This is a genomic window from Microbacterium sp. MMO-35, assembly GCF_037147555.1.
Taxonomy (GTDB): domain Bacteria; phylum Actinomycetota; class Actinomycetes; order Actinomycetales; family Microbacteriaceae; genus Microbacterium.
This window is the reverse complement of record NZ_JBBCVH010000001.1, coordinates 325,792-347,844: the sequence shown is the minus strand read 5'-3', so window position 1 is coordinate 347,844 and position 22,053 is coordinate 325,792. Positions and strand designations below refer to the sequence as shown.

The following is a 22,053-nucleotide window of genomic DNA, read 5'->3' as shown; positions in this document are numbered from 1 at the left end:
CACTCCTCACGACTCGACTCCGCTGCCGAACCGGCAGCCCCCTACATCTAACAGGTCACCCCGACTTCTCACAGAAAGGCCGAAGATGCACGAACAGAGCAGCTCCGCCGCCCTCGGATCCGAGACCCTGGATCACGACCCCGAAGAGACCGCCGAATGGCTCGAGTCGCTGGATGCGCTCGTCGCCCAGCGCGGAGCCGAGCGCGGCGAGCACATCGTGCGCACGCTGGCCGCCCGTGCCGGCGTCGTCGACGAGCCGAACGCGACCACGGACTACGTCAACACGATCTCCGCCGACGACGAGCCGGCCTACCCGGGCGACGAGGAGCTCGAGCGCCGCTACCGCGCCTGGATGCGCTGGAACGCCGCGATCCTCGTGCACCGCGCGCAGCGCCCCGGCATCGGCGTCGGCGGCCACATCTCCACCTACGCGGGGGCCGCGACCCTGTACGAGGTGGGCTTCAACCACTTCTTCCGCGGCAAGGACCACCCCGGCGGCGGCGACCAGATCTACTTCCAGGGCCACGCGTCGCCCGGCATGTACGCCCGCGCCTTCATGGAGGGCCGCCTCAGCGAGGAGGACCTCGACGGCTTCCGCCAGGAGAAGTCGCGCGAGGGGCACGCGCTGAGCTCCTACCCGCACCCGCGGCTCATGCCGGAGTTCTGGGAGTTCCCGACCGTGTCGATGGGCATCGGCCCGATGAACGCGATCTACCAGGCCCAGTCCAACCGCTACCTGCACAACCGCGGGCTCAAGGACACCAGCGACCAGCACGTCTGGGCGTTCCTCGGCGACGGCGAGATGGACGAGCCGGAGAGCCGCGGCCTGCTGCAGCTCGCCGCCAACGACAAGCTCGACAACCTCACCTTCGTCGTGAACTGCAACCTGCAGCGCCTGGACGGGCCGGTGCGCGGCAACGGCAAGATCATCCAGGAGCTCGAGGGCTTCTTCCGCGGCGCCGGCTGGAACGTCATCAAGGTCGTCTGGGGCCGGGAGTGGGATGCGCTCCTCGAAGCCGACACCGAGGGCGCCCTGCTGAACGTGATGAACACGACCGTGGACGGCGACTACCAGACCTACAAGGGCGAGTCCGGCGCGTTCATCCGGGAGAACTTCTTCGGACGCGACCCGCGCGCGCTCAAGCTCGCCGAGCACCTCAGCGACGACGAGATCTGGGGCCTCAAGCGCGGCGGCCACGACTACCGCAAGGTGTTCGCGGCGTACCAGCAGTCGATGGAGCACAACGGCAAGCCCACCGTGATCCTCGTCAAGACGGTCAAGGGCTACGGCCTCGGCCCGCGGTTCGAGGCGCGCAACGCCACGCACCAGATGAAGAAGATGACGCTGCAGGACCTCAAGGACTTCCGCGACCACCTGCGCGTGCCGATCAGCGACGAGCAGCTCGAGGCGAACCCCTACGAGCCGCCGTACTACCACCCCGGCGCCGACGCTCCGGAGATCCGGTACATGCAGGAGCGGCGCCAGGCGCTCGGCGGATACCTGCCCGAGCGGCGCCCGCACGCCTCCGGCGAGATCGCGCTGCCCGACCCTAAGGCGTACGAGGTCGCGGCGCGCGGATCCGGCAAGCAGCAGGCCGCGACGACGATGGCGTTCGTGCGGGTGCTCAAGGACCTCATGCGCGACCCCGAGTTCGGCAAGCGGATCGTCCCGATCATCCCCGACGAGGCGCGCACCTTCGGCATGGACGCGTTCTTCCCGACGGCGAAGATCTACAACCCGAACGGGCAGAACTACCTCGCGGTCGACCGCGACATCGTGCTCTCGTACAAGGAGTCCACGGCCGGGCAGATCGTGCACGTCGGCATCAACGAGGCCGGATCCATCGCCGCCTTCACCGCCGCGGGCACCGCCTATGCGACCCACGGCGTGCCGCTCGTGCCGGTGTACGTGTTCTACTCGATGTTCGGCTTCCAGCGCACCGGGGACTCCCTCTGGGCGGCCGCCGACCAGATGACGCGCGGCTTCCTGATCTCGGCGACCGCCGGGCGCACCACCCTGACCGGCGAGGGGCTGCAGCACGCCGACGGGCACTCGCCGCTGCTCGCGGCGACGAACGCCGCGGTGATCACCTACGACCCGGCGTTCGGCTACGAGATCGGCCACATCATGCGCGCGGGCATCGAGCGCATGTACGGCGCGGACTCGACCGATCGCAACTACATCTACAACCTCATGGTCTACAACGAGCCGATCGTGCAGCCGGCCGAGCCGGAGGGCGTCGACGTGGCGGGGATCCTGGGCGGCATCCACCGGATCGCCCCCGTCGATGCCCCGCGTGCGCACCTGCTCGCCTCGGGCATCGGCGTGACCTGGGCGCAGGAGGCGCAGCAGCTGCTCCGCGACGACTGGGGCGTGGAGTCCGACGTCTGGTCGGTCACCAGCTGGACCGAGCTGCGTCGCGACGCCGTCGCCGCCGAGGAGGACGAGTTCCTCGGACGCGGCGCCCGGGAGCCGTTCCTCCGGCAGCAGCTCGCCGACGCGCACGGCCCGATCGTCGCCGTCAGCGACTACGCGAAGGACCTGCCGGACCAGATCCGCCAGTTCGTCCCGAACGACTGGGCGACGCTGGGCGCCGACGGCTTCGGCTTCTCGGACACCCGCGCCGCCGCCCGCCGGTACTTCAAGATCGACGGCCCGTCGGTCGTGGTCCGCACGCTGCAGCTGCTCGCCAAGCGCGGCGAGATCGACGCCTCGATCCCGCAGCAGGCCGCCGAGAAGTACCGCCTGCTCGACGTGAACGCCGGCACCAGCGGCACCGACGCGGAGTGACGGGCCGGGGTCGTCGAGCGCGCTCGCTCGGCGACCCCGACGGTGGCCACGAACGAAGGACGGATGCAATTCCACAGGACGGGATCCGTGGATCCGTCCTTCGGAGTTGCATCCGCCCTTCGGAGTTGCGGGGGCGGTGCCCCCGGTGGGGCTCAGGCCTCCAGGTCGGCGGCGATCGCCGTGGCGGCTTCGCGCAGGAGCGGCACCGCGCGGTGCGCGAACTCCTCGGTCACGCGGGCGATCGGACCCGAGACCGAGACCGCGGTCGGGGTCGGGGCGCCGGGCACGGCCATCGCGTAGCAGCGCACGCCGATCTCCTGCTCCTGCTCGTCGATCGAGTAGCCGCGCTCGCGGATGAGGTCGAGCTCCTTCAGCAGCGCGTCCACGGTGCCGATGCTGTACTCGGTCGGGGTGCTCATGCCGGTGCGGCCGACGATGCCGCGCACGGTGTCGTCGTCGAGCTGGGCGAGGATCGCCTTGCCCACGCCGGTGTCGTGCACGTTGGCGCGCCGGCCGACCTCCGTGAACATGCGCATCGAGTGCTGCGAGGGCACCTGGGCGACGTAGACGACCATGTCGCCGTCGAGCACGGCCATGTTGGCGCTCTCGCCCAGGGCATCGACGAGGGTCTTCAGCTGCGGACGTGCGAGCGCGCCGAACTGTCGGGAGGCCCCTTCGCCGATGCGGATGAGTCGCGGGCCGAGGGCGTAGCGGCGGTTGGGCAGCTGTCGCGCGTATCCCAGCGAGACGAGGGTGCGCAGCAGCCGGTGGATGGTGGGCAGCGGCAGGTCCGTCGACGCCGAGAGCTCGCTGAGCGTCACGTCGCCACCGGCGTCGGTGACGAGCTCGAGGAGCTCGAACACGCGCTCGACCGACTGCACACCGGATCCCGCGCTCTTGCCCGCCTTCGGATCCGCCTTCTTCGCGTTCGAAATGTCCGTCATTCTCGCTCCCGTCGTCGTGATTATTCCATCATGCGAGAGTCGCGCGCCGGAAATCCGAGTGCGTTCGAAACGCACCTTGCGCAAAACTTCCACGATGGAGATAATAGTGTCCACAATACGAAAGTTGTAAAGAGTTTCATCACCGTAACCGGCGCCCGAGCCCTCTGCCCGGACGTCTCGATGAGGAGGAATCATGGCGAACCCGGGTCCCGGCAATTCGATCACGCTGCGCATCGACGCGCCGTCCAACTTCACTGTCACGAGCGAGCTCGCCGCCGCGGCCGCGGACGCGGGCGCCGTCGTCACCGCGCTCGACGTCGTCGAGTCGCACCCGACCACGATCGTCGTCGACCTCACGTGCAACACGACCGGCGAGGAGCACGCCGAGCAGGTGCGCGACGCGATCGACGCGCTCGACGACGTCACCGTCCGCCAGGTCAGCGACCGCACCTTCCTGATGCACCTCGGCGGCAAGCTCGAGGTCGTGCCCAGCGTGCCGCTGCGCAACCGTGACGACCTGTCCCGCGCCTACACGCCGGGTGTCGCCCGCGTCTGCATGGCGATCGCCGAGGACAAGAGCAAGGCCCGCAACCTCACCGTCAAGCGCAACACGATCGCCGTGGTCACCGACGGCACCGCCGTGCTCGGCCTCGGCGACATCGGCCCGGAGGCTGCGCTGCCGGTCATGGAGGGCAAGGCCGCCCTGTTCAAGCAGTTCGCCAACGTCGACGCGTGGCCGGTCTGCCTGGACACCAAGGACACCGAGGAGATCATCAAGATCGTGAAGGCGATCGCCCCGGTCTACGGCGGCGTGAACCTCGAGGACATCGCCGCCCCCCGCTGCTTCGAGATCGAGGCGCGCCTGCGCGACGAGCTCGACATCCCGGTCTTCCACGACGACCAGCACGGCACCGCGATCGTCACCCTGGCCGCCCTCCGCAACGCGCTCAAGGTCGTCGGCAAGACGATCGGCGAGGTGCGGATCGTGGTCTCCGGCGTCGGGGCCGCGGGCAACGCGATCGTGCAGCTGCTGCTCGCCGAGGGGGCCGTCGACATCGTCGCCTGCGGCCGCAACGGCGCGATCCACCGCGGCGAGGAGTACGCCGACGCGCACCGCAAGGAGCTCGCCGCGACCACCAACCCGCGCGACTTCCGCGGCACGCTCAAGGAGGCCGTGGTCGACGCCGACGTGTTCATCGGCGTGAGCGCCCCGAACATCCTGGACGAGGCCGACATCGCGGCCATGGCCGACGACGCGATCGTGTTCGCGATGGCGAACCCGACGCCCGAGGTCGACCCGATCGTCGCGTCCAAGCACGCCGCGGTGGTGGCCACGGGCCGCAGCGACTTCCCCAACCAGATCAACAACGTCCTCGCGTTCCCCGGCTTCTTCCGCGGCCTGCTCGACGCCGGCGTGTCGGACATCACGCCGCCTATGCTGGTCGCAGCCGCGGGCGCCATCGCCGAGCGCATCGGCGATGACGAGCTCAACGCGAGCTTCATCATCCCGAGCGTCTTCGACCCGCTCGTGGCCGGCGCCGTCGCCGAGGCGATCGTGCGCGTCGTCGAGTCGTCGAAGGAGTGACGGGTATGTCCGCAGGCACCCTCGGCGAGGGCGATCTCGCCGACGTCGACGCCCGCCTCTCCGGCACCGACACGCTGCTGGCGACCGAGTACCCCGGTGACGACGGATCCCGTCAGCCCGTGCACACGCTGTACGTGCCCGCCGACCGGTACCGGCCCGAGCTGCCGGCCGCCTTCGGGCAGGTCGCGGCGCAGACCGTCACCGACTTCGGCGGCGCGGTCGCCCTCGCGCAGGCCGTGGGACTCGGCGCGCTCGCCGACGAGCTGGCCCCGCTCGTGGACGCCAAGCTGCAGCGCGAGCCGATCGAGGACCTCCGTCTCGACTTCGAGGACGGCTACGGCGCCCGCCCCGACGACGAGGAGGACGCGGATGCGGTCCTCGCCGCCGAACGGGTGTCCGCCGCCGTCGCGGCCGGCGTCGCCCCGCCGTTCATCGGCATCCGGTTCAAGTGCTTCGAGGCGCCCACGCGCCGGCGCGGGATCCGCACGCTCGACCTGTTCCTGACGACGCTGGTCCGCACCGGCGGACTCCCGGACGGGCTCGTGCTGACGCTGCCGAAGGTCACCACGGTCGAGCAGGTCGAGGCCATGGTCGCGCTCTGCGAGCTGTTCGAGCAGCGTCTCGGGCTGCCGGCGGGACGGCTGCGCTTCGAGGTACAGATGGAGACGCCGCAGCTCATCGTCGCGGCCGACGGATCCGTTCCCGTCGCCACGCTCCTGCACCGCGCCGACGGCCGGGTCTCCGCCCTGCACTACGGCACCTACGACTACAGCGCCTCGCTGCAGATCGCGGCCGCCTACCAGTCGATGGAGCACCCGGCGGCCGACTTCGCCAAGCAGGTGATGCAGGTCGCCGTCGCCGAGACCGGCGTGCGGATCTCCGACGGATCCACCAACGTGATCCCCGTCGGCGATCCGGAGCACGTCATCGAGGCATGGAAGCTGCACGCGCGCCTGGTGCGGCGCTCGCTCGAGCGCGGCTACTACCAGGGCTGGGACCTGCACGCCGCGCAGCTGCCGACCCGGTACCTCGCGACCTACGCGTTCTACCGCGAGGGGTTCGCCGCGGCCGCCAAGCGCCTGGACAACTACCTGCACGGCAGCGACGCCACGATCATGGACGAGCCGGCGACGGCCCGGGCCCTCGCACGGTTCGTCGTGCGCGGCCTCGAGTGCGGCGCGCTCACGGCCGAGGAGGTCCGCGCGGCGACCGGCTCCGAGCCGGAGGCGCTCGTCCGCCTCGCCCATCCGAAGCTCACGACCAAGGAGGCCGTCTCTTGAGCACCCGCACCTACTACACCCCGGCCGGCGGCCTGCCCCCGCAGTCCGACCTGCTCACCGACCGCGCGGTCGTCAAGCTCGCCTACTCGTTCATCCCGAAGGGCGTGCTGCGCGACATCGTCACCTCGAGCCTGCCCGGCTTCACCGACACCCGCGCCTGGATCCTCGCCCGGCCCACGCCGAGCTCGGCGCAGACGTTCTCGCAGCTCATCGTCGAGATCGCGCCGGGCGGCGGCGCCGCCAAGCCCGAGCCCGAGGCCGGCGTGGAGAGCGTGCTGTTCGTCACGACCGGCGAGCTCACCCTCACTCTCGAGGGCGAGCGGCACGTGCTCGAGGCCGGCGGCTATGCGTTCATCACCCCGAACGCGCAGTGGTCGCTCGCGAACGAGGGTTCCGAGCTGACCAGCTTCCACTGGATCCGCAAGGCCTACGAGTACCTCGACGGGATCGATGCGCCCGCGTCGTTCGTCACGAGCGACAACGACATCGAGCCGGTCTCGATGCCCGACACCGACGACGTGTGGTCGACCACGCGCTTCTCGGACGCGAGCGACATGGCGCACGACATGCAGGTCAACATCGTGACCTTCAAGCCGGGCGGATCCATCCCGTTCGCCGAGACGCACATCATGGAGCACGGCCTGTTCGTGCTGCAGGGCAAGGCCGTCTACCGCCTCAACGACGACTGGGTGGAGTGCGAGGCCGGCGACTACATGCTGCTGCGCGCGTTCTGCCCGCAGGCCTGCTACGCCGGCGGTCCGGAGGACTTCCGCTACCTGCTCTACAAGGACATGAACCGCCAGATCCGCCTGACCTGACGACGGTCCCCGAGCCCGTCGAAGGCCCGCGCGAACGCCGCTCCCGCCAGGGGGCGGCGTTCGTCGCCTCAGTCGCGTTCGTCACGCCATGATCCGGGCCCCTGCGATCCGCAGGACGGTTACAACTCTGCAGGACGGCATTCGCGGATCCGTCCTGCAGAGTCGCATTCGTCCTGTGGGTTGCGTGGGTGGAGTCGCGGGGATCCCGGTCCCGCGACCCGTTGACAAGTCCGGGCCCTCGGCCTAAACTTTCATCAATCAAGATTTTCTTTCCATAATTCGGAATTAGATCTCGCATCATCACTGAATCAAGGACGATCCCATGACCTACACCGTCAACGCCTCCATCCTTCTGACCGAGCTGCCGATCCTCGAGCGCCCGGCCGCCGCGAAGGCCGCCGGCTTCGACGCCGTGGAGTACTGGTGGCCGTTCTCCGTCGCCGTTCCCGCGCCGGAGGAGGTCGACGCGTTCGTCGCCGCCATCCAGGACGCGGGCGTGCAGCTGACGGGACTGAACTTCTTCGCCGGCGACATGCCGGGCGGCGACCGCGGCCTGGTGTCGTGGGTCGGCCGCGAGGACGAGTTCGCCGCCAACATCGACGTCGTCGTCGAGATCGGCCGCCGTCTCGGCACCACCGCGTTCAACGCGCTCTACGGGAACCGCCTCGAGGGCGTCGACCCGCAGGCGCAGGACGACCTGGCCGTGAAGAACCTCGCCGCCGCGGGCCGCGCGGTCGCCGAGCTCGGCGGCATCGTGCTGCTCGAGCCGGTCTCCGGCATGGACACCTACCCGCTGAAGACCGCCGCCGACGCGCTGGCGATCATCGACCGGGTCAAGGCCGAGGAGGGCGTCGACAACGTCCGCCTGCTCGCCGACTTCTACCACCTCGCCGTCAACGGCGACGACGTGCCCGCGGTGATCGCCGAGCACGCCGCCGAGTTCGGTCATATCCAGATCGCCGACGCCCCCGGCCGCGGCGAGCCCGGCACCGGCGACCTCCCGCTCGAGCAGTGGATCGCCGACGCCCAGGCCGGCGGCTACGCCGGCGTCATCGGCCTCGAGTACAAGGCCACCCAGGCGGATCCCTTCGCCTGGATCACCACCTCGGCCGCTCAGGCCTGAACTCACCAGAACGTCCGCGAAGGAGCGAAGACATGACCCGCATCGCATTCATCGGCCTCGGCATCATGGGCCTGCCCATGGCGAAGAACCTCGTCGCCGCCGGCTACGACGTCGCCGGCTTCAACCGCAGCCAGGAGGCGATCGACAAGCTCGCCGCCGCGGGCGGCACCGCCGCCACCAGCATCGCCGACGCGGTCAAGGACGCCGACGTCGTCATCACCATGGTCCCGGACTCCCCGGATGTGGCCGGCGTCGTGCAGGGCCCGGACGGGGTGTTCGCGAACGCCAAGGCCGGCGCGCTGTGGATCGACAACTCGTCGATCCGCCCGGACGTCGCCAAGGAGCTCGCCGAGGAGGCCGTGGCCGCCGGCTTCGGCGCCGTCGACGCCCCCGTGTCGGGCGGCGAGCAGGGCGCGATCGACGCCGTCCTGTCGATCATGGTCGGCGGATCCCCCGAGGACTTCGCGAAGGCCGAGCCGGTGCTCAACGCGATCGGCAAGACCATCGTCCACGTCGGCCCCGCCGGCGCCGGGCAGACCGTGAAGGCGGCCAACCAGCTCATCGTCGCGGTCAACATCCAGGCGCTCGCCGAGGCGGTCGTCTTCCTCGAGGCGTTCGGCGTCGACACCGACGCGGCGCTCACCGTGCTCGGCGGCGGTCTCGCCGGATCCAAGGTCCTCGACCAGAAGGGCCAGAAGATGCTGAACCGCGACTTCGCGCCCGGCTTCCGCCTCGCCCTCCACAACAAGGATCTGGGCATCGTCACGTCGGCTGCGCGCTCGGTCGGGGTCACCGTCCCGCTCGGCGCCGCCGTCGCTCAGCTCGTGAACGCGCTCGTCGCCCGCGGCGACGGCGGGCTGGACCACTCCGGCCTGTTCAAGCTCACCAACGAGCTCTCCGGCAACTGACCCATTCTTCGGGGTCGTTGAGCGAGGACGCCGAAGGCGACCAAGACGATACGGCGTCTCCGGCAGAGCACCGCGTTTCGTCTCGCTTCGCTCGCTCAACGACCACAAACCAGACCTAAGGAACTTCTCATGACCCGCATGCGCGCAGTCGACGCGATCGTCCAGATCCTGATCAAGGAAGGCGCGGACGAGGCCTTCGGCCTCCCCGGTGCCGCCATCAACCCGCTCTACTCCGCGATGCGCGCCAACGGCGGCATCCGGCACACCCTGGCCCGCCACGTCGAGGGCGCGAGCCACATGGCCGACGGCTACAGCCGCACGGGCGACGGCCGCATCGGCGTGTGCCTCGGCACCTCGGGCCCCGCCGGCACCGACATGATCACCGGTCTCTACGCCGCGATCGCCGACTCCATCCCGATGCTCTGCATCACCGGCCAGGCTCCGGTGGCGAAGCTCGACAAGGAGGACTTCCAGGCCGTCGACATCGCGTCGATCGCGAAGCCCGTCACGAAGTTCGCCAAGACCGTCCTCGAGGGTGCGCAGGTGCCCGGCGTCTTCCAGTCCGCGTTCCAGATCATGCGCTCCGGCCGTCCCGGTCCGGTGCTCATCGACCTGCCGTTCGACGTGCAGATGACCGAGATCGAGTTCGACATCGACACCTACGAGCCGCTTCCGGTGGCGAAGCCGGCGGCGGCCCGCGCGCAGGCCGAGAAGGTGCTCGACATGCTCGTCGCCTCGAAGCACCCGGCGATCATCGCCGGTGGCGGCATCGTGAACTCCGGCGCCTCCGAGAAGCTCGTCGAGCTCGCCGAGACCCTGGGCGTGCCGGTCTTCCCGACCCTGATGGGCTGGGGCGTGCTGCCCGACGACCACGCGCTCGCCGCGGGCCTGGTCGGGATCCAGACCTCGCAGCGCTACGGCAACGCGAGCTTCCTCGAGTCCGACTTCGTGCTGGGCATCGGCAACCGCTGGGCGAACCGTCACACGGGCGGCCTCGACACCTACCGCAAGGGCCGCACCTTCGTGCACGTCGACATCGAGCCCACGCAGATCGGCCGCGTCTTCGCGCCCGACTACGGTGTGGTCTCGGACGCGGGCGCCTTCATCGACGCGCTGCTCGAGGCCGCGCGGGAGCGCGTCGCCGAGCTGCCCGACTACAACGGCTGGGCCCAGGAGTGCCGCGACCGCAAGGCGCGCCTGCAGCGCAAGACCAACTTCGACAACGTGCCGATGAAGCCGCACCGCGTGTACCAGGAGATGCTGTCGGCGTTCGACCGGGACACCACGTTCGTCACCACGATCGGGCTGTCCCAGATCGCCGGGGCGCAGCTGCTGCACGTCTACGGCCCGCGCAAGTGGATCAACGCCGGCCAGGCGGGCCCCCTGGGCTGGACCGGCCCCGCCGCCCTCGGCGTCGTGCGCGGCAAGCCGGGCGAGCAGGTCGTCGCGCTCTCGGGCGACTACGACTTCCAGTTCATGATCGAGGAGCTCGCGGTCGGTGCGCAGCACAAGCTGCCGTACATCCACGTCGTCGTGAACAACAGCTACCTGGGCCTCATCCGCCAGTCGCAGCGCGGCTTCGAGATGGACTACGAGGTGTCGCTCGCGTTCGACAACGTGAACACCCCGCAGGACTCGTCCTCGATCGCCACCGGCTACGGCGTGGACCACGTGAAGGTGGCCGAGGGCCTGGGCGCCAAGGCGCTGCGCGTCGAGCGCCCCGAGGACCTCGCCGCGGGCTTCGCGGAGGCGCAGCGTCTGCGCGACGAGTTCCAGGTGCCGGTGGTCGTCGAGGTGATCCTCGAGCGCGTCACGAACATCGCGATGGGCGCCGACCTCGACACCATGAACGAGTTCGAGGACCTCGCGACGTCGCCCGCCGACGCCCCCGAGGCCATCTACGCGCTGCTCGACTGAGCGCGACCCGACCGCGAGACTCCGTTCTCGGCACGAGACCCCACGCCTGACGTGCCGTCTCACCCCGAGGAGGGAGTCTCGCGGAGCGGGCCCCGTCATCTGCGACCCTGGCGTGGCGCAGGCACGCTCAAAGACTGGAAGGGTAGACGCATGCGCATCCTGATCGCCTCGGACAAGTTCAAGGGCTCGGCCACGGGCCCGCAGGTGGCCTCCGCACTCGCGGAGGGGATCCTCGCCGTCGCGCCGGACGTCGCCATCGACGCGGTGCCGGTCGCCGATGGCGGAGAGGGCACGGTCGACGCGGCCCTGGCCGCCGGGTTCGAGGAGGTCACGGCGACGGTGACCGGCCCCACAGGGCAGCCGGTGCAGGCGCGGTTCGGGGTGCGCGGCACGCAGGCGATCATCGAGATGGCGGCCGCGAGCGGGCTGGACCAGCTTCCGGGCGGCGTCAAGGACGCGCTCGGAGCCACCAGCCGCGGCACCGGCGAGCTGATCGCCGCGGCGCTCGATCACGGTGCGACGAGCATCGTGCTCGGCATCGGCGGCAGTGCCAACACGGACGGCGGAGCGGGGATGCTCCAGGCGCTCGGCGTCTCTCTGCGCGACGCCGAAGGGCAGGAGCTTCCGGGGGGAGGCGGCGCGCTGAGCCGCATCGCCGAGGCCGACGTCTCTGGCCTGGATCCGCGTCTCGCCGATGTGGAGATCGTGCTGGCGAGCGACGTCGACAACCCGCTGCTCGGCGAGCGGGGGGCGCCGGCGGTGTTCGGCCCGCAGAAGGGCGCGAGCCCGGACGACGTGGCCGCCCTCGACGCCGCGCTGGCCCGCTACTCCGCGCTGCTCGAGCGCCAGCCCGGCATCCGCGCCGCGACCGAGCTGCCGGGGGCAGGAGGCGCCGGCGGCGTCGGCTATGCCGCGCTCGCGGCCCTCGGCGCCCGGCGCGAACCCGGCGTCGAGGTCGTTCAGCGCCTCACGGGCCTCGCCGAGGCCCTGGTCGGCGCCGATCTCGTGATCACCGGCGAGGGCAGCCTCGACGACCAGAGTCTCGGCGGCAAGACGCCGCTCGGGGTCGCGGCGGCGTCGCGCGCGGCGGGGATCGGGGTCATCGCGGTGTGCGGTCGCTCGACGCTCAGCGCCGAGGCGGCCCGCGCCGCCGGGTTCGAGCGGGTCTACGCGCTCGCGGAACTGGAGCCGGATCCGGCCCGCAGCATGGCCGAGGCGGTCGCTCTGCTCACCGAGGTCGGGCGCCGCATCGGCGCCGAGCTCGGCGAGCTCGTGCCGCAGCGCTGAGCGTCCGCCGGCCCGGTGCTCTCGCCTGGGGGCGGTGAGCGAGGACGCGCGTCTCGCTCCGGCTGCGCCGGCGCTCGCTCAACGACCCCGGGAACGCTCCCGTCGTCGCCGCCGGTGCCCGCTCAACGACCCCGTGTGCTCCCGTCGTCGCCGGCGCGTAGGATCGGAGGCCGGTGAACGATCCCGAGGATGTGGTGAACGGTCTCGAAGACGAGGTGGACACATGACGGAGCGCCCGCGTCTGCGTGACGTCGCCGCCCTGGCCGGTGTCTCGCCGACGACGGCCTCGCACGCGTTCAGCGGGCACCGTCCGGTGTCGCCCGCGACCAAGGCCGCGGTGCTCAAGGCCGCGTTCGACCTCGGCTTCGTGATGGAGCGCGACGCCGGCCAGCGCACCGTCGGCTTGCTGCTGCGCCCGCCGGAGGCCATCCCCGGATTCGCATCCGGATCCGACGCGTTCACGTCCGTCGCCGGCGCCGTGCTCGTGGCCCTGCTGGGCGCGGGCTTCTCCGTCTCCTCGTTCCTCACACTCGACGACATCGGCGCCCAGGTCGGCCGCCTCGACGCCTTCGTGCTGCTGCATCCCCGCCGGGGGGACGAGGTGCTCCGTGCGCTCGTGCAGCGGGGCATCCCGACCGTGACGCTGGACCGGGATCCGGACGACGAGGAGTTCGCGTGGTGGATCAGCGCCGATCACGTCGCCAACGCGCGCACCCTGCTCGAGCACCTGCTGGAGCGCGGCGCACGCCGCCCGGCGCTGATCGTGGGCTCGACGCAGAACACGTACCTGGAGTCGATCGCCGGCGTCTACATCCAGGAGATGCGCTCGCGCGGGCTGCCGGTGCTGGTGAGGGAGCTGGAGCCGGTGCGGGGTCAGCAGGGGGGTGCCGCGGCGGCGGAGTCGCTGCTGCGCACGCCGACGCCGCCGGATGCCTTCCTCACCTCCTCGGACGTGTTCGCGGTGGGGGCGATCGAGGCGGTCCAGGCGCGCGGGCTCCGGGTGCCCGACGACGTGCTCGTCGCGAACATGATGGACAGCGTCATCGCCGAGCGCGCCGTGGTGCCGATCACGGCGATGAAGGCGAACCTGCAGGTCTGGGCGTCGCAGCTGACGCGGCTGCTGGAGCGCCGGCTGAACAGCGCCGCGCCGCTCACCTCGCATCTGCGGCTCGAGTTCGACCTGGTCGAGCGCGCGTCGACCGGACGGCGGCGACCGGGGTCCGAGCCGGCCTCGTGATCCCGGAGCGGCGGTCGTCGACCGCGGTGCGCACCGGAAGTCGTCCAAATTATGCAAACGATGTTGCAACCTCCGCGTCCGAGAGCGACTGTATCTCTATCCGAAATCAGTCTTCCGGATTGTGAAATCGAGTGTCGACGGCACTGTCGCCGTCGAGAGGGGTTCAAATCACAATGACGTCCAACGACCACATCCACGTTCCGAGTCGGGCCTCCGAGGGCCTCGACGAGGCGCCGTCCAGCGTCTTCGCGGTGCAGGCGGGCATCAGCCCGCGCCTGTACAACAGCGACCTGGCGCCGACCGACCGCGAGAGCCGGCACTGGAGCGCGTACAGCATCTTCACCCTCTGGGCCAACGATGTGCACAGCCTCGGCAACTACGCGTTCGCGATCGGCCTGTTCTCGCTCGGCCTGACCGGCGGCCAGATCCTCGGCGCGCTCGGGTTCGGCGCACTGTTCCTGTTCCTGCTGCTGAGCCTGTCCGGCTTCATGGGCGAGAAGACGGGTGTTCCGTTCCCGGTCATGAGCCGCATCGCGTTCGGCATCCACGGCGCTCAGATCCCGGCGCTGCTGCGCGGAATCGTCGCGATCGCCTGGTTCGGGATCCAGACCTACCTCGCCTCCCAGGTGCTGCAGGTCGTGCTGATCGCGATCTTCCCCGGTCTGCAGACGATGCAGTCCGGATCCTTCCTCGGCCTTTCGGCCCTCGGCTGGATCACGTTCATCGTGCTGTGGATCATCCAGGTCGTCATCGTGAGCTACGGCATGGAGATGATCCGCAAGTACGAGGCTTTCGCCGGCCCGATCATCCTCGCCACGTTCGTGATCCTGGCGGTCTGGGTGCTCGTGCAGTCCGGATTCCAGGTCAACTGGGCGCCGACCGAGACGGCCACCGGCTCCGACGTGTGGATCAAGATGCTCGGCGCCGCCTCCCTGTGGGTCTCGATCTACGGCACGTTCGTGCTGAACTTCTGCGACTTCACCCGCGGGGCGAAGTCCCGCAGGGCCATCGTCAAGGGCAACTTCTGGGGCATCCCGATCAACATGCTGTTCTTCGGCGTGATCGTGGTCGTGCTCACCGGCGGCAGCTTCAGCATCAACGGCCGGCTCATCACGTCGCCGTCCGAGGTCGTCGCCGCGATCCCGAACACGTTCCTGCTCGTGCTCGCCTCGCTCGCGCTCATCGCGCTGACCATCGCGGTCAACCTCATGGCCAACTTCGTGGCCCCCACGTACGCGCTGAACAACCTGTTCCCGCGGCACCTGAACTTCCGCCGCGCGGCGCTCATCTCCGCCGTCATCGGCCTCGTGATCACGCCGTGGAACATGTACAACTCGCCGGTCGTGATCGGCGTCTTCCTCGGCGGCCTCGGCGCGCTGCTCGGCCCGCTGTTCGGGATCATCATGGTCGACTACTGGCTGGTCAAGAAGCAGCGCATCAACGTGCCGCAGCTCTACTCAGACTCCCCGATCGGCGAGTACGCATACGCGAAGGGCTTCAATCCTCGTGCGGTCATCGCCCTGGTGATCTCGGGCGCGATCGCGCTGCTGTTCACCTTCCTGCCGGTCTTCCACCCGGTCAGCGACTTCTCCTGGTTCGTCGCGGCCGGATCCGCCGCGATCATCTACGCGATCATCGCCGACCGCAGGGGACCCTTCCACGACGTCGACGGCGCGGCGATCGCCGTCAAGGCCGGCCACTGAGATCCGACGAGGACACCGAACATGCGCATTCTGATCGCGAACGTCAACACCACCGAGGCGATGACCGACGCCATCGCCGAGGCGGCGCGGGCCGCCGCGTCGCCGGGCACGGAGATCATCGGCCTGACGCCCGACTTCGGCGCCGAGAGCTGCGAGGGCAACTTCGAGAGCTACCTCGCCGCGATCGCGGTCATGGACAAGGTCGTCCGCTACGAGGGCGAGTACGACGCGGTCATCCAGGCCGGATACGGCGAGCACGGACGGGAGGGGCTCCAGGAGCTGCTCACCGTGCCGGTGGTCGACATCACCGAGGCGGCGGCCTCGACCGCCATGTTCCTCGGCCGCTCGTACTCGGTGGTCACCACGCTCGACCGCACGGTGCCGCTCATCGAAGACCGGCTGATCCTCGGCGGCCTCCACGACCGCTGCGCGTCGGTGCGCTCGTCGGGGATGAGCGTGCTCGAGCTCGAGTCGGATCCGGAGCGCGCGGTCGAGGCGATCGCCGCCGAGGCGCAGAAGGCGGTCGAGATCGACCGCGCCGAGGTCATCGTGCTCGGCTGCGGCGGGATGGCCGAGCTCAAGGACCGCGTCGTCGAGCTCTGCGGCGTCCCGGTCGTGGACGGCGTCCAGGCCGCGGTCGCTGTCGCGGAGGGCCTGGTGAACCTGGGCCTTTCCACCTCCAAGGTGCGCACCTACGCGCAGCCCCGGCCGAAGCGGATCACCGGATTCCCGGCGACGGCCCGCTGACGCGGAGCACAATCGAACCAGCCTCACCCACCACGCCACAACGCCGGCGACGTCGCCGGCAGAAGGGAATCCGCGGACATGTCCCAGGAGACCGAAGAACACGCCTCGCTCGACCCGACGGGCGAGCACTATGATCTGGTGATCCGCGGCGAGCGGGTCCTCACCAGCTCGGGGATCCGACCCCGCGAGGTGGGGGTGCGGCACGGCGTGATCGTCGCGATGCAGCCCCTCGGCAACAACCTCGCGGGCGACGAGATCATCGAGCTCCAAGACGACGAGACCCTGATCCCGGGTCTGGTGGACACGCACGTGCACGTCAACGAGCCGGGTCGCACCGAGTGGGAGGGCTTCTCCTCGGCGACCAAGGCGGCAGCCGCGGGCGGTGTGACCACGATCCTGGACATGCCCCTGAACAGCATCCCGCCGACGATCGACGTCGAAGCGCTGGACATCAAGCGCGACGTCGCGCGCGACCAGGTGCACGTCGACGTGGGCTTCTGGGGCGGTGCCGTGCCGGGCAACATCGACAAGCTGCGGGGACTGCACGATGCCGGGGCCTTCGGCTTCAAGTGCTTCCTGCTGCACAGCGGGGTGGACGAGTTCCCGCCGCTGGATCCCGACGAGCTCGAGGAGGACATGCGCGAGCTCGTGACCTTCGACTCGGTCATGATCGTGCACGCCGAGGACTCCCGGGCCATCGACCGCGCACCCAAGCCCGACGGCGACGACTACTCCAAGTTCCTCGCCTCGCGTCCGCGCGGCGCGGAGAACCTCGCGATCGCGGAGGTCATCGAGCGCGCCCGCTGGACGGGAGCCCGCGCGCACATCCTGCACCTGTCCTCCTCGGACGCACTGCCGATGCTGCGCTCCGCCAAGCACGACGGCATCCGGCTCACGGTCGAGACCTGCCCGCACTACCTCACGCTCACCGCCGAGGAGGTCCCGCTGGGGGCGACCGCGTTCAAGTGCTGCCCGCCGATCCGCGAGGCCGGCAACCGCGAGCTGCTCTGGCAGGGGCTCGAGGACGGCACGATCGACTTCATCGTGTCGGACCACTCGCCCTCGACCCTCGACCTCAAGGATCTGGAGAACGGCGACTTCGCCGTGGCCTGGGGCGGCGTCGCGTCGCTGCAGCTCGGCCTGTCGCTGATCTGGACCGAGGCGCGTCAGCGGGGCCTGTCGCTCGAGACCGTCGTGGGATGGATGAGCGAGAAGCCGGCGCAGTTCGCGGGCCTGACGGGCAAGGGGCGCATCGCCCCCGGCTATGACGCGGACTTCTCGATCTTCGCCGCGGACGACGCCTATGTGGTGGACGTGACCAAGCTGCACCACAAGAACCCGCTCACCCCGTACAACGGCAAGGCGCTCGCCGGACGCGTGCGCAAGACCTACCTGCACGGCACCCCGATCGACTTCGAGAACCCGCGCGGGCGTCTGCTCCGTCGCGGCATGGTCGAGGAGGACTGACCCTCCACCACCCCGAGTCGTCCCCCTCAGCACCACTCCACGGTCGTGCTGAGGGGCACGACTCTGTGTTTCCGGGCCTTGCCCTGAAGCGGGCCGTCCGTTAAACTTGAGTCTTATCAACTCAACTTTGAGGAGTCGGCGGATCCGGCTCTTCCGCAACATCGCAAGGAGACTCCAGGAGGACGAATGGCCACCCCGCAGCAGGCACCGCAGGAAGAACAGCAGTCGGCACTCGAGCAGTTCGGGATCAACCTGACCGACCGCGCACGTCAGGGAAAGCTCGATCCGGTGATCGGGCGCGACTCCGAGATCCGTCGCGTGAGCCAGGTGCTCACCCGGCGCACGAAGAACAACCCGGTGCTCATCGGAGAGCCGGGCGTCGGCAAGACCGCGGTCGTCGAGGGGCTCGCCCAGCGCATCGTCGCCGGCGACGTGGCCGAATCGCTCAAGGACAAGGAGCTCGTCTCCCTGGACATCTCCGCCCTCGTGGCCGGGGCCATGTACCGCGGCCAGTTCGAGGAGCGCCTGAAGAGCGTACTCAAGGAGATCACCGAGTCCGACGGCCGGGTCATCACCTTCATCGACGAGCTGCACGTGCTCATGGGCGCGGGCGGGGGAGAGGGATCCGTCGCCGCCTCCAACATGCTCAAGCCCATGCTCGCCCGCGGCGAGCTGCGCCTCATCGGCGCGACCACGCTCAACGAGTACCGCGAGTTCATCGAGAAGGACGCGGCCCTCGAGCGCCGGTTCCAGCAGGTGTACGTGGGCGAGCCCTCCGTCGAGGACACGATCGCGATCCTGCGCGGGCTCAAGGGGCGCTACGAGGCGCACCACGGCGTCACGATCAGCGACTCCGCGCTCGTCGCGGCGGCCGCGCTGTCGAACCGCTACCTGCCCAGCCGCCAGCTGCCGGACAAGGCCATCGACCTCATCGACGAGGCCATGAGCCGGCTCAAGATGGAGATCGACTCCAGTCCGGTCGAGATCGACCAGCTGAAGAGGTCGGTCGACCGGATGCGGCTCGAGGAGCTCGCGCTGAAGAAGGAGAAGGACGCGGCCTCCAAGGAGCGTCTCGCGAAGCTGCGTGATCAGATGCGCGAGTCCGAGGCGGAGCTGGCGGGCCTCGAGGCCCGCTGGGAGCGCGAGCGGGGCGGCCTGAACCGGGTCGGCGACCTGAAGAAGCGTCTCGACGAGGCGTTCACCGAGCGCGACCGGGCGCTGCGCGACGCCGACTACGTGAAGGCGTCGAAGCTCGAGTACGAGACCATCAAGCAGCTGCAGGCGCAGCTCGCCGATGCCGAGCGGCAGGCGGACGCGCAGAGCGACGAGCCCCGCATGGTCAACGAGCAGGTCACCGACGAGGACATCGCGGCCGTGATCGCGGCCTGGACCGGGATCCCCGTAGGCCGGCTGCTGCAGGGCGAGAGCGAGAAGCTCCTGCACCTGGAGCGCGAGCTGGGCCGGCGCCTGATCGGGCAGAAGGAGGCCGTCACCGCGGTCTCCGACGCGGTGCGGCGTTCGCGCGCCGGGATCAGCGATCCGGGGCGCCCCACGGGCTCGTTCCTCTTCGTCGGTCCCACGGGCGTCGGCAAGACCGAGCTCGCCAAGGCTCTCGCGGAGTTCCTCTTCGACGACGAGCACGCCATGGTGCGCATCGACATGTCGGAGTACGGCGAGAAGCACTCGGTCTCGCGACTCGTCGGTGCCCCTCCGGGATACGTCGGCTACGAGCAGGGCGGCCAGCTCACCGAGGCCGTGCGGCGGCGCCCCTACAGCGTCGTGCTGCTGGACGAGGTCGAGAAGGCGCACCCCGAGGTGTTCGACGTGCTGCTGCAGGTCATGGACGACGGCCGGCTCACCGATGGCCAGGGGCGCACGGTCGACTTCTCGAACGTCATCCTGATCCTCACGAGCAACATCGGATCCCCGATCCTCATCGACCCCACGCTCTCGTCCGACGAGAAGCGCGAGGCCGTGATGGCGCTCGTGCGGCAGGCGTTCAAGCCCGAGTTCATCAACCGTCTCGACGACATCGTGATGTTCTCCGCGCTCACCGAGGACGACCTGGCGCAGATCGTGGAGCTCACGATCGACCAGCTGCAGCGCCGTCTCGCCGATCGCCGGCTCACGCTCGCGGTCACGCCGGACGCGCGTGCGTGGCTCGCCGAGCGCGGCTACGATCCGGTGTTCGGTGCGAGGCCGCTGCGCCGTCTCATCCAGAACGAGGTGCAGAACCGGCTGGCGTCGGCGCTGCTCTCCGGCCGGGTGCACGACGGCGACCTCGTGCGGGTCGACGTCGCCGCGGACGGATCCTCCCTCGTGCTCACCAGTGACGGGCCGACGGCCCCGCAGCCGGTGGACGACGAGCCCGAGGACGACACCATCGAGGCCGAGCTTCTCGACGACTGACGCCGCTCGCGCTTCGCCCGAAGGGGCCCGGATCTCCCTGATCCGGGCCCTTTTCTTGCGCAGGGTGCGACGCGACGAGGAATCTCAAATATCCGTATAGCGGAAAGGACAATCCGAGATTCGGAAAAAATACTTGACTCTCGAAGGGGGCCGCCGCTAGCCTGAGGGAGTCTCCAGAGCCGGAGACGCACCAGGACCCACAGCAGTCCGCCCCGTATCGCGAGGCGGACGGAGCGCCCGCACCGTATCGCCGCACAGGCGCTGCATGCCGGCCGGCGCTCGGCTCACCCGGTGCCTGCCCCACGACGAAGAGGTCGAATTGACTACCAAGCAGAAGAAGGAGTTCGTCCGCCCCGAGGACGAACGACTGCCGATCGGCGCGACCATCGGCTACGGCATCCAGCACGTGCTCACGATGTACGGCGGCATCATCGCCCCGCCGCTCATCATCGGGCAGATCGCGGGCCTCAAGCCCGCCGAGATCGGCGTCCTCATCGCCGCGTGCCTGTTCATGGGCGGACTCGCCACGATCCTGCAGACCGTCGGCATCCCGTTCTTCGGATCGCAGCTGCCGCTCGTGCAGGGCGTCTCGTTCGCCGGTGTCGCCACGATGGGCGCGATCGTCACGAGCGGCGGCGGGCTGCCGTCGGTCTTCGGATCCGTCATCGCCGCCTCAGTGATCGGCCTGCTCATCGCCCCGATCTTCGCGACGATCATCCGGTTCTTCCCCCCGGTCGTGACGGGAACGGTGATCACCACGATCGGTCTCAGCCTGCTGCCCGTCGCGGCCGGCTGGATCTACGGCCCCGGCGCGAACCCGGCGGACGGCGCGCTGCCGGAGAACCTGCTGCTGGCGGCGATCACCCTCGTGATCGTGCTCGTGCTCAGCAAGATCCCGGTGGGGGCGATCTCGCGGCTCGCGATCCTGCTCGCGATCGTGCTCGGCACGATCATCGCGGTCTTCCTCGGCAAGGCCGACTTCAGCAAGGTGGGGCAGGGTGAGATCTTCGCCCTCCCGCAGATCTTCGGGTTCGGCATGCCGACCTTCGAGATCGCGGCCATCATCTCGATGTTCATCGTGATCCTGGTGACGCTGACCGAGACCACCGCCGACATCCTCGCCGTGGCCGACATCGTCGGCACCAAGGTCGACTCCAAGCGCATCGCCGCGGGCCTGCGCGCCGACATGCTCTCCAGCGCGGTCTCGCCGATCTTCGGCACGTTCACGCAGTCGGCCTTCGCGCAGAACGTCGGCCTGGTCGCGATCACCGGAGTCAAGAGCCGCTTCGTGGTCACCGCCGGCGGTGGCGTGCTCGTCATCCTGGGTCTGCTGCCCGTGCTCGGCCGCGTCGTCGGCGCCATCCCTCAGCCCGTCCTCGGCGGCGCCGGCCTGGTGCTGTTCGGGTCGGTCGCGGCCTCGGGCATCCGGACGCTCGCGAAGGTCGAGTACAAGGACAACATGAACCTGGTGATCGTCGCGACGTCGCTCGCCGTGGGCATGCTGCCGATCGCGAAGCCGGACATCTACCACGCGATGCCCGCCTGGTTCGTGACGATCTTCCACTCCGGCATCAGCTCGGCCGCGGTCACCGCGATCCTGCTCAATCTGCTGTTCAACCACCTCGGCAGCGCCAAGCGCAAGAACGCCTTCGTCTCGGCGCCGACGCGCAGCATCCCGGTCGCGTACCTGGACGCCTTCGAAGACGGCGATTCGATCATCGACGGCAAGATCGTCGACCGCGAGGGCAACGAGGTCGCCATCACGCGCTCGGATCACTGACGCTCCCTGCGTGCGTGAGCGCCCCTCGTCCCGCCTCGGGGCGAGGGGCGCTTGCAT

The 22,053-nt window shown here is 69.7% G+C and carries 15 protein-coding genes; 14 read left to right on the top strand and 1 reads right to left on the bottom strand.

The features are described from left to right. The first annotated feature begins 85 nt into the window (after positions 1 to 85). The gene (gene aceE / locus WFJ01_RS01510) at positions 86 to 2,791 is read left to right on the top strand and encodes a pyruvate dehydrogenase (acetyl-transferring), homodimeric type (protein WP_336627996.1); all 2,706 of its coding nucleotides are present in this window, start codon (positions 86 to 88) and stop codon (positions 2,789 to 2,791) included. 152 nt (positions 2,792 to 2,943) lie between these two features. Here the strand turns inward: aceE and WFJ01_RS01505 are convergent, their stop codons facing one another. Further along, positions 2,944 to 3,735 carry an IclR family transcriptional regulator gene (locus WFJ01_RS01505; protein WP_336627995.1) on the bottom strand — a complete coding sequence of 264 codons (792 nt, stop codon included), beginning with the start codon at positions 3,733 to 3,735 and terminating at the stop codon, positions 2,944 to 2,946. A 193-nt stretch (positions 3,736 to 3,928) separates the two neighbouring features. On the opposite strand from WFJ01_RS01505, the gene WFJ01_RS01500 reads away from it, so the two are divergent. The 13 genes from WFJ01_RS01500 (at position 3,929) to WFJ01_RS01440 (ending at position 21,996) form a co-directional block, all read left to right on the top strand. Continuing rightward, entirely contained in the window at positions 3,929 to 5,320 is a 1,392-nt protein-coding gene (locus WFJ01_RS01500) for an NAD-dependent malic enzyme (RefSeq protein ID WP_251443041.1), read from the top strand. 5 nt (positions 5,321 to 5,325) lie between these two features. Then, positions 5,326 to 6,600, top strand: a complete 1,275-nt coding sequence (locus WFJ01_RS01495; RefSeq protein ID WP_336627994.1) for a DUF6986 family protein — start codon at positions 5,326 to 5,328, stop codon at positions 6,598 to 6,600. Further along, positions 6,597 to 7,418, top strand: coding sequence for a bifunctional allantoicase/(S)-ureidoglycine aminohydrolase (locus WFJ01_RS01490; RefSeq protein ID WP_251443037.1), 822 nt, complete (start codon positions 6,597 to 6,599; stop codon positions 7,416 to 7,418). The genes WFJ01_RS01495 and WFJ01_RS01490 overlap by 4 nt, the downstream gene beginning before the upstream one ends. 322 nt (positions 7,419 to 7,740) lie before the next feature. Further along, positions 7,741 to 8,541, top strand: coding sequence for a hydroxypyruvate isomerase family protein (locus tag WFJ01_RS01485; RefSeq protein WP_336627993.1), 801 nt, complete (start codon positions 7,741 to 7,743; stop codon positions 8,539 to 8,541). Positions 8,542 to 8,573: 32 nt separating this feature from the next. After that, entirely contained in the window at positions 8,574 to 9,449 is an 876-nt protein-coding gene (locus WFJ01_RS01480; protein WP_251443033.1) for a 2-hydroxy-3-oxopropionate reductase, read from the top strand. A 129-nt stretch (positions 9,450 to 9,578) separates the two neighbouring features. Further along, complete coding sequence (gcl, locus tag WFJ01_RS01475; RefSeq protein ID WP_336627992.1) at positions 9,579 to 11,366, top strand: glyoxylate carboligase; 1,788 nt, start codon at positions 9,579 to 9,581, stop codon at positions 11,364 to 11,366. A 150-nt stretch (positions 11,367 to 11,516) separates the two neighbouring features. Continuing rightward, positions 11,517 to 12,653: a glycerate kinase gene (locus tag WFJ01_RS01470; RefSeq protein WP_292883079.1), complete on the top strand. Its 1,137-nt coding sequence runs from the start codon at positions 11,517 to 11,519 to the stop codon at positions 12,651 to 12,653. 223 nt (positions 12,654 to 12,876) lie between these two features. Next, the gene (locus tag WFJ01_RS01465) at positions 12,877 to 13,890 is read left to right on the top strand and encodes a LacI family DNA-binding transcriptional regulator (protein WP_251443026.1); all 1,014 of its coding nucleotides are present in this window, start codon (positions 12,877 to 12,879) and stop codon (positions 13,888 to 13,890) included. A gap of 173 nt (positions 13,891 to 14,063) precedes the next feature. Further along, complete coding sequence (locus WFJ01_RS01460) at positions 14,064 to 15,593, top strand: NCS1 family nucleobase:cation symporter-1 (RefSeq protein WP_336627991.1); 1,530 nt, start codon at positions 14,064 to 14,066, stop codon at positions 15,591 to 15,593. Between the two features lie 21 nt (positions 15,594 to 15,614). Further along, on the top strand, positions 15,615 to 16,340 hold the full coding sequence (locus WFJ01_RS01455) for an aspartate/glutamate racemase family protein (RefSeq protein ID WP_251443021.1): 726 nt from the start codon (positions 15,615 to 15,617) through the stop codon (positions 16,338 to 16,340). Between the two features lie 78 nt (positions 16,341 to 16,418). Then, positions 16,419 to 17,807, top strand: coding sequence for an allantoinase AllB (gene allB, locus WFJ01_RS01450; protein WP_292883091.1), 1,389 nt, complete (start codon positions 16,419 to 16,421; stop codon positions 17,805 to 17,807). Positions 17,808 to 17,993: 186 nt separating this feature from the next. Further along, positions 17,994 to 20,216 carry an ATP-dependent Clp protease ATP-binding subunit gene (locus WFJ01_RS01445; protein ID WP_292883094.1) on the top strand — a complete coding sequence of 741 codons (2,223 nt, stop codon included), beginning with the start codon at positions 17,994 to 17,996 and terminating at the stop codon, positions 20,214 to 20,216. A gap of 265 nt (positions 20,217 to 20,481) precedes the next feature. Further along, positions 20,482 to 21,996 carry a nucleobase:cation symporter-2 family protein gene (locus WFJ01_RS01440; protein ID WP_442928025.1) on the top strand — a complete coding sequence of 505 codons (1,515 nt, stop codon included), beginning with the start codon at positions 20,482 to 20,484 and terminating at the stop codon, positions 21,994 to 21,996. The last annotated feature ends 57 nt before the right edge of the window (positions 21,997 to 22,053 follow it).

Bases quoted from the DNA above. Each gene is read 5' to 3' on its own strand.
- aceE (WP_336627996.1), top strand. From the start codon at position 86: ATGCACGAACAGAGCAGCTCCGCCGCCCTCGGATCCGAGACCCTGGAT.
- WFJ01_RS01505 (WP_336627995.1), bottom strand. From the start codon at position 3,735: ATGACGGACATTTCGAACGCGAAGAAGGCGGATCCGAAGGCGGGCAAG.
- WFJ01_RS01500 (WP_251443041.1), top strand. From the start codon at position 3,929: ATGGCGAACCCGGGTCCCGGCAATTCGATCACGCTGCGCATCGACGCG.
- WFJ01_RS01495 (WP_336627994.1), top strand. From the start codon at position 5,326: ATGTCCGCAGGCACCCTCGGCGAGGGCGATCTCGCCGACGTCGACGCC.
- WFJ01_RS01485 (WP_336627993.1), top strand. From the start codon at position 7,741: ATGACCTACACCGTCAACGCCTCCATCCTTCTGACCGAGCTGCCGATC.
- WFJ01_RS01480 (WP_251443033.1), top strand. From the start codon at position 8,574: ATGACCCGCATCGCATTCATCGGCCTCGGCATCATGGGCCTGCCCATG.
- gcl (WP_336627992.1), top strand. From the start codon at position 9,579: ATGACCCGCATGCGCGCAGTCGACGCGATCGTCCAGATCCTGATCAAG.
- WFJ01_RS01470 (WP_292883079.1), top strand. From the start codon at position 11,517: ATGCGCATCCTGATCGCCTCGGACAAGTTCAAGGGCTCGGCCACGGGC.
- WFJ01_RS01465 (WP_251443026.1), top strand. From the start codon at position 12,877: ATGACGGAGCGCCCGCGTCTGCGTGACGTCGCCGCCCTGGCCGGTGTC.
- WFJ01_RS01460 (WP_336627991.1), top strand. From the start codon at position 14,064: ATGACGTCCAACGACCACATCCACGTTCCGAGTCGGGCCTCCGAGGGC.
- WFJ01_RS01455 (WP_251443021.1), top strand. From the start codon at position 15,615: ATGCGCATTCTGATCGCGAACGTCAACACCACCGAGGCGATGACCGAC.
- allB (WP_292883091.1), top strand. From the start codon at position 16,419: ATGTCCCAGGAGACCGAAGAACACGCCTCGCTCGACCCGACGGGCGAG.
- WFJ01_RS01445 (WP_292883094.1), top strand. From the start codon at position 17,994: ATGGCCACCCCGCAGCAGGCACCGCAGGAAGAACAGCAGTCGGCACTC.
- WFJ01_RS01440 (WP_442928025.1), top strand. From the start codon at position 20,482: ATGCCGGCCGGCGCTCGGCTCACCCGGTGCCTGCCCCACGACGAAGAG.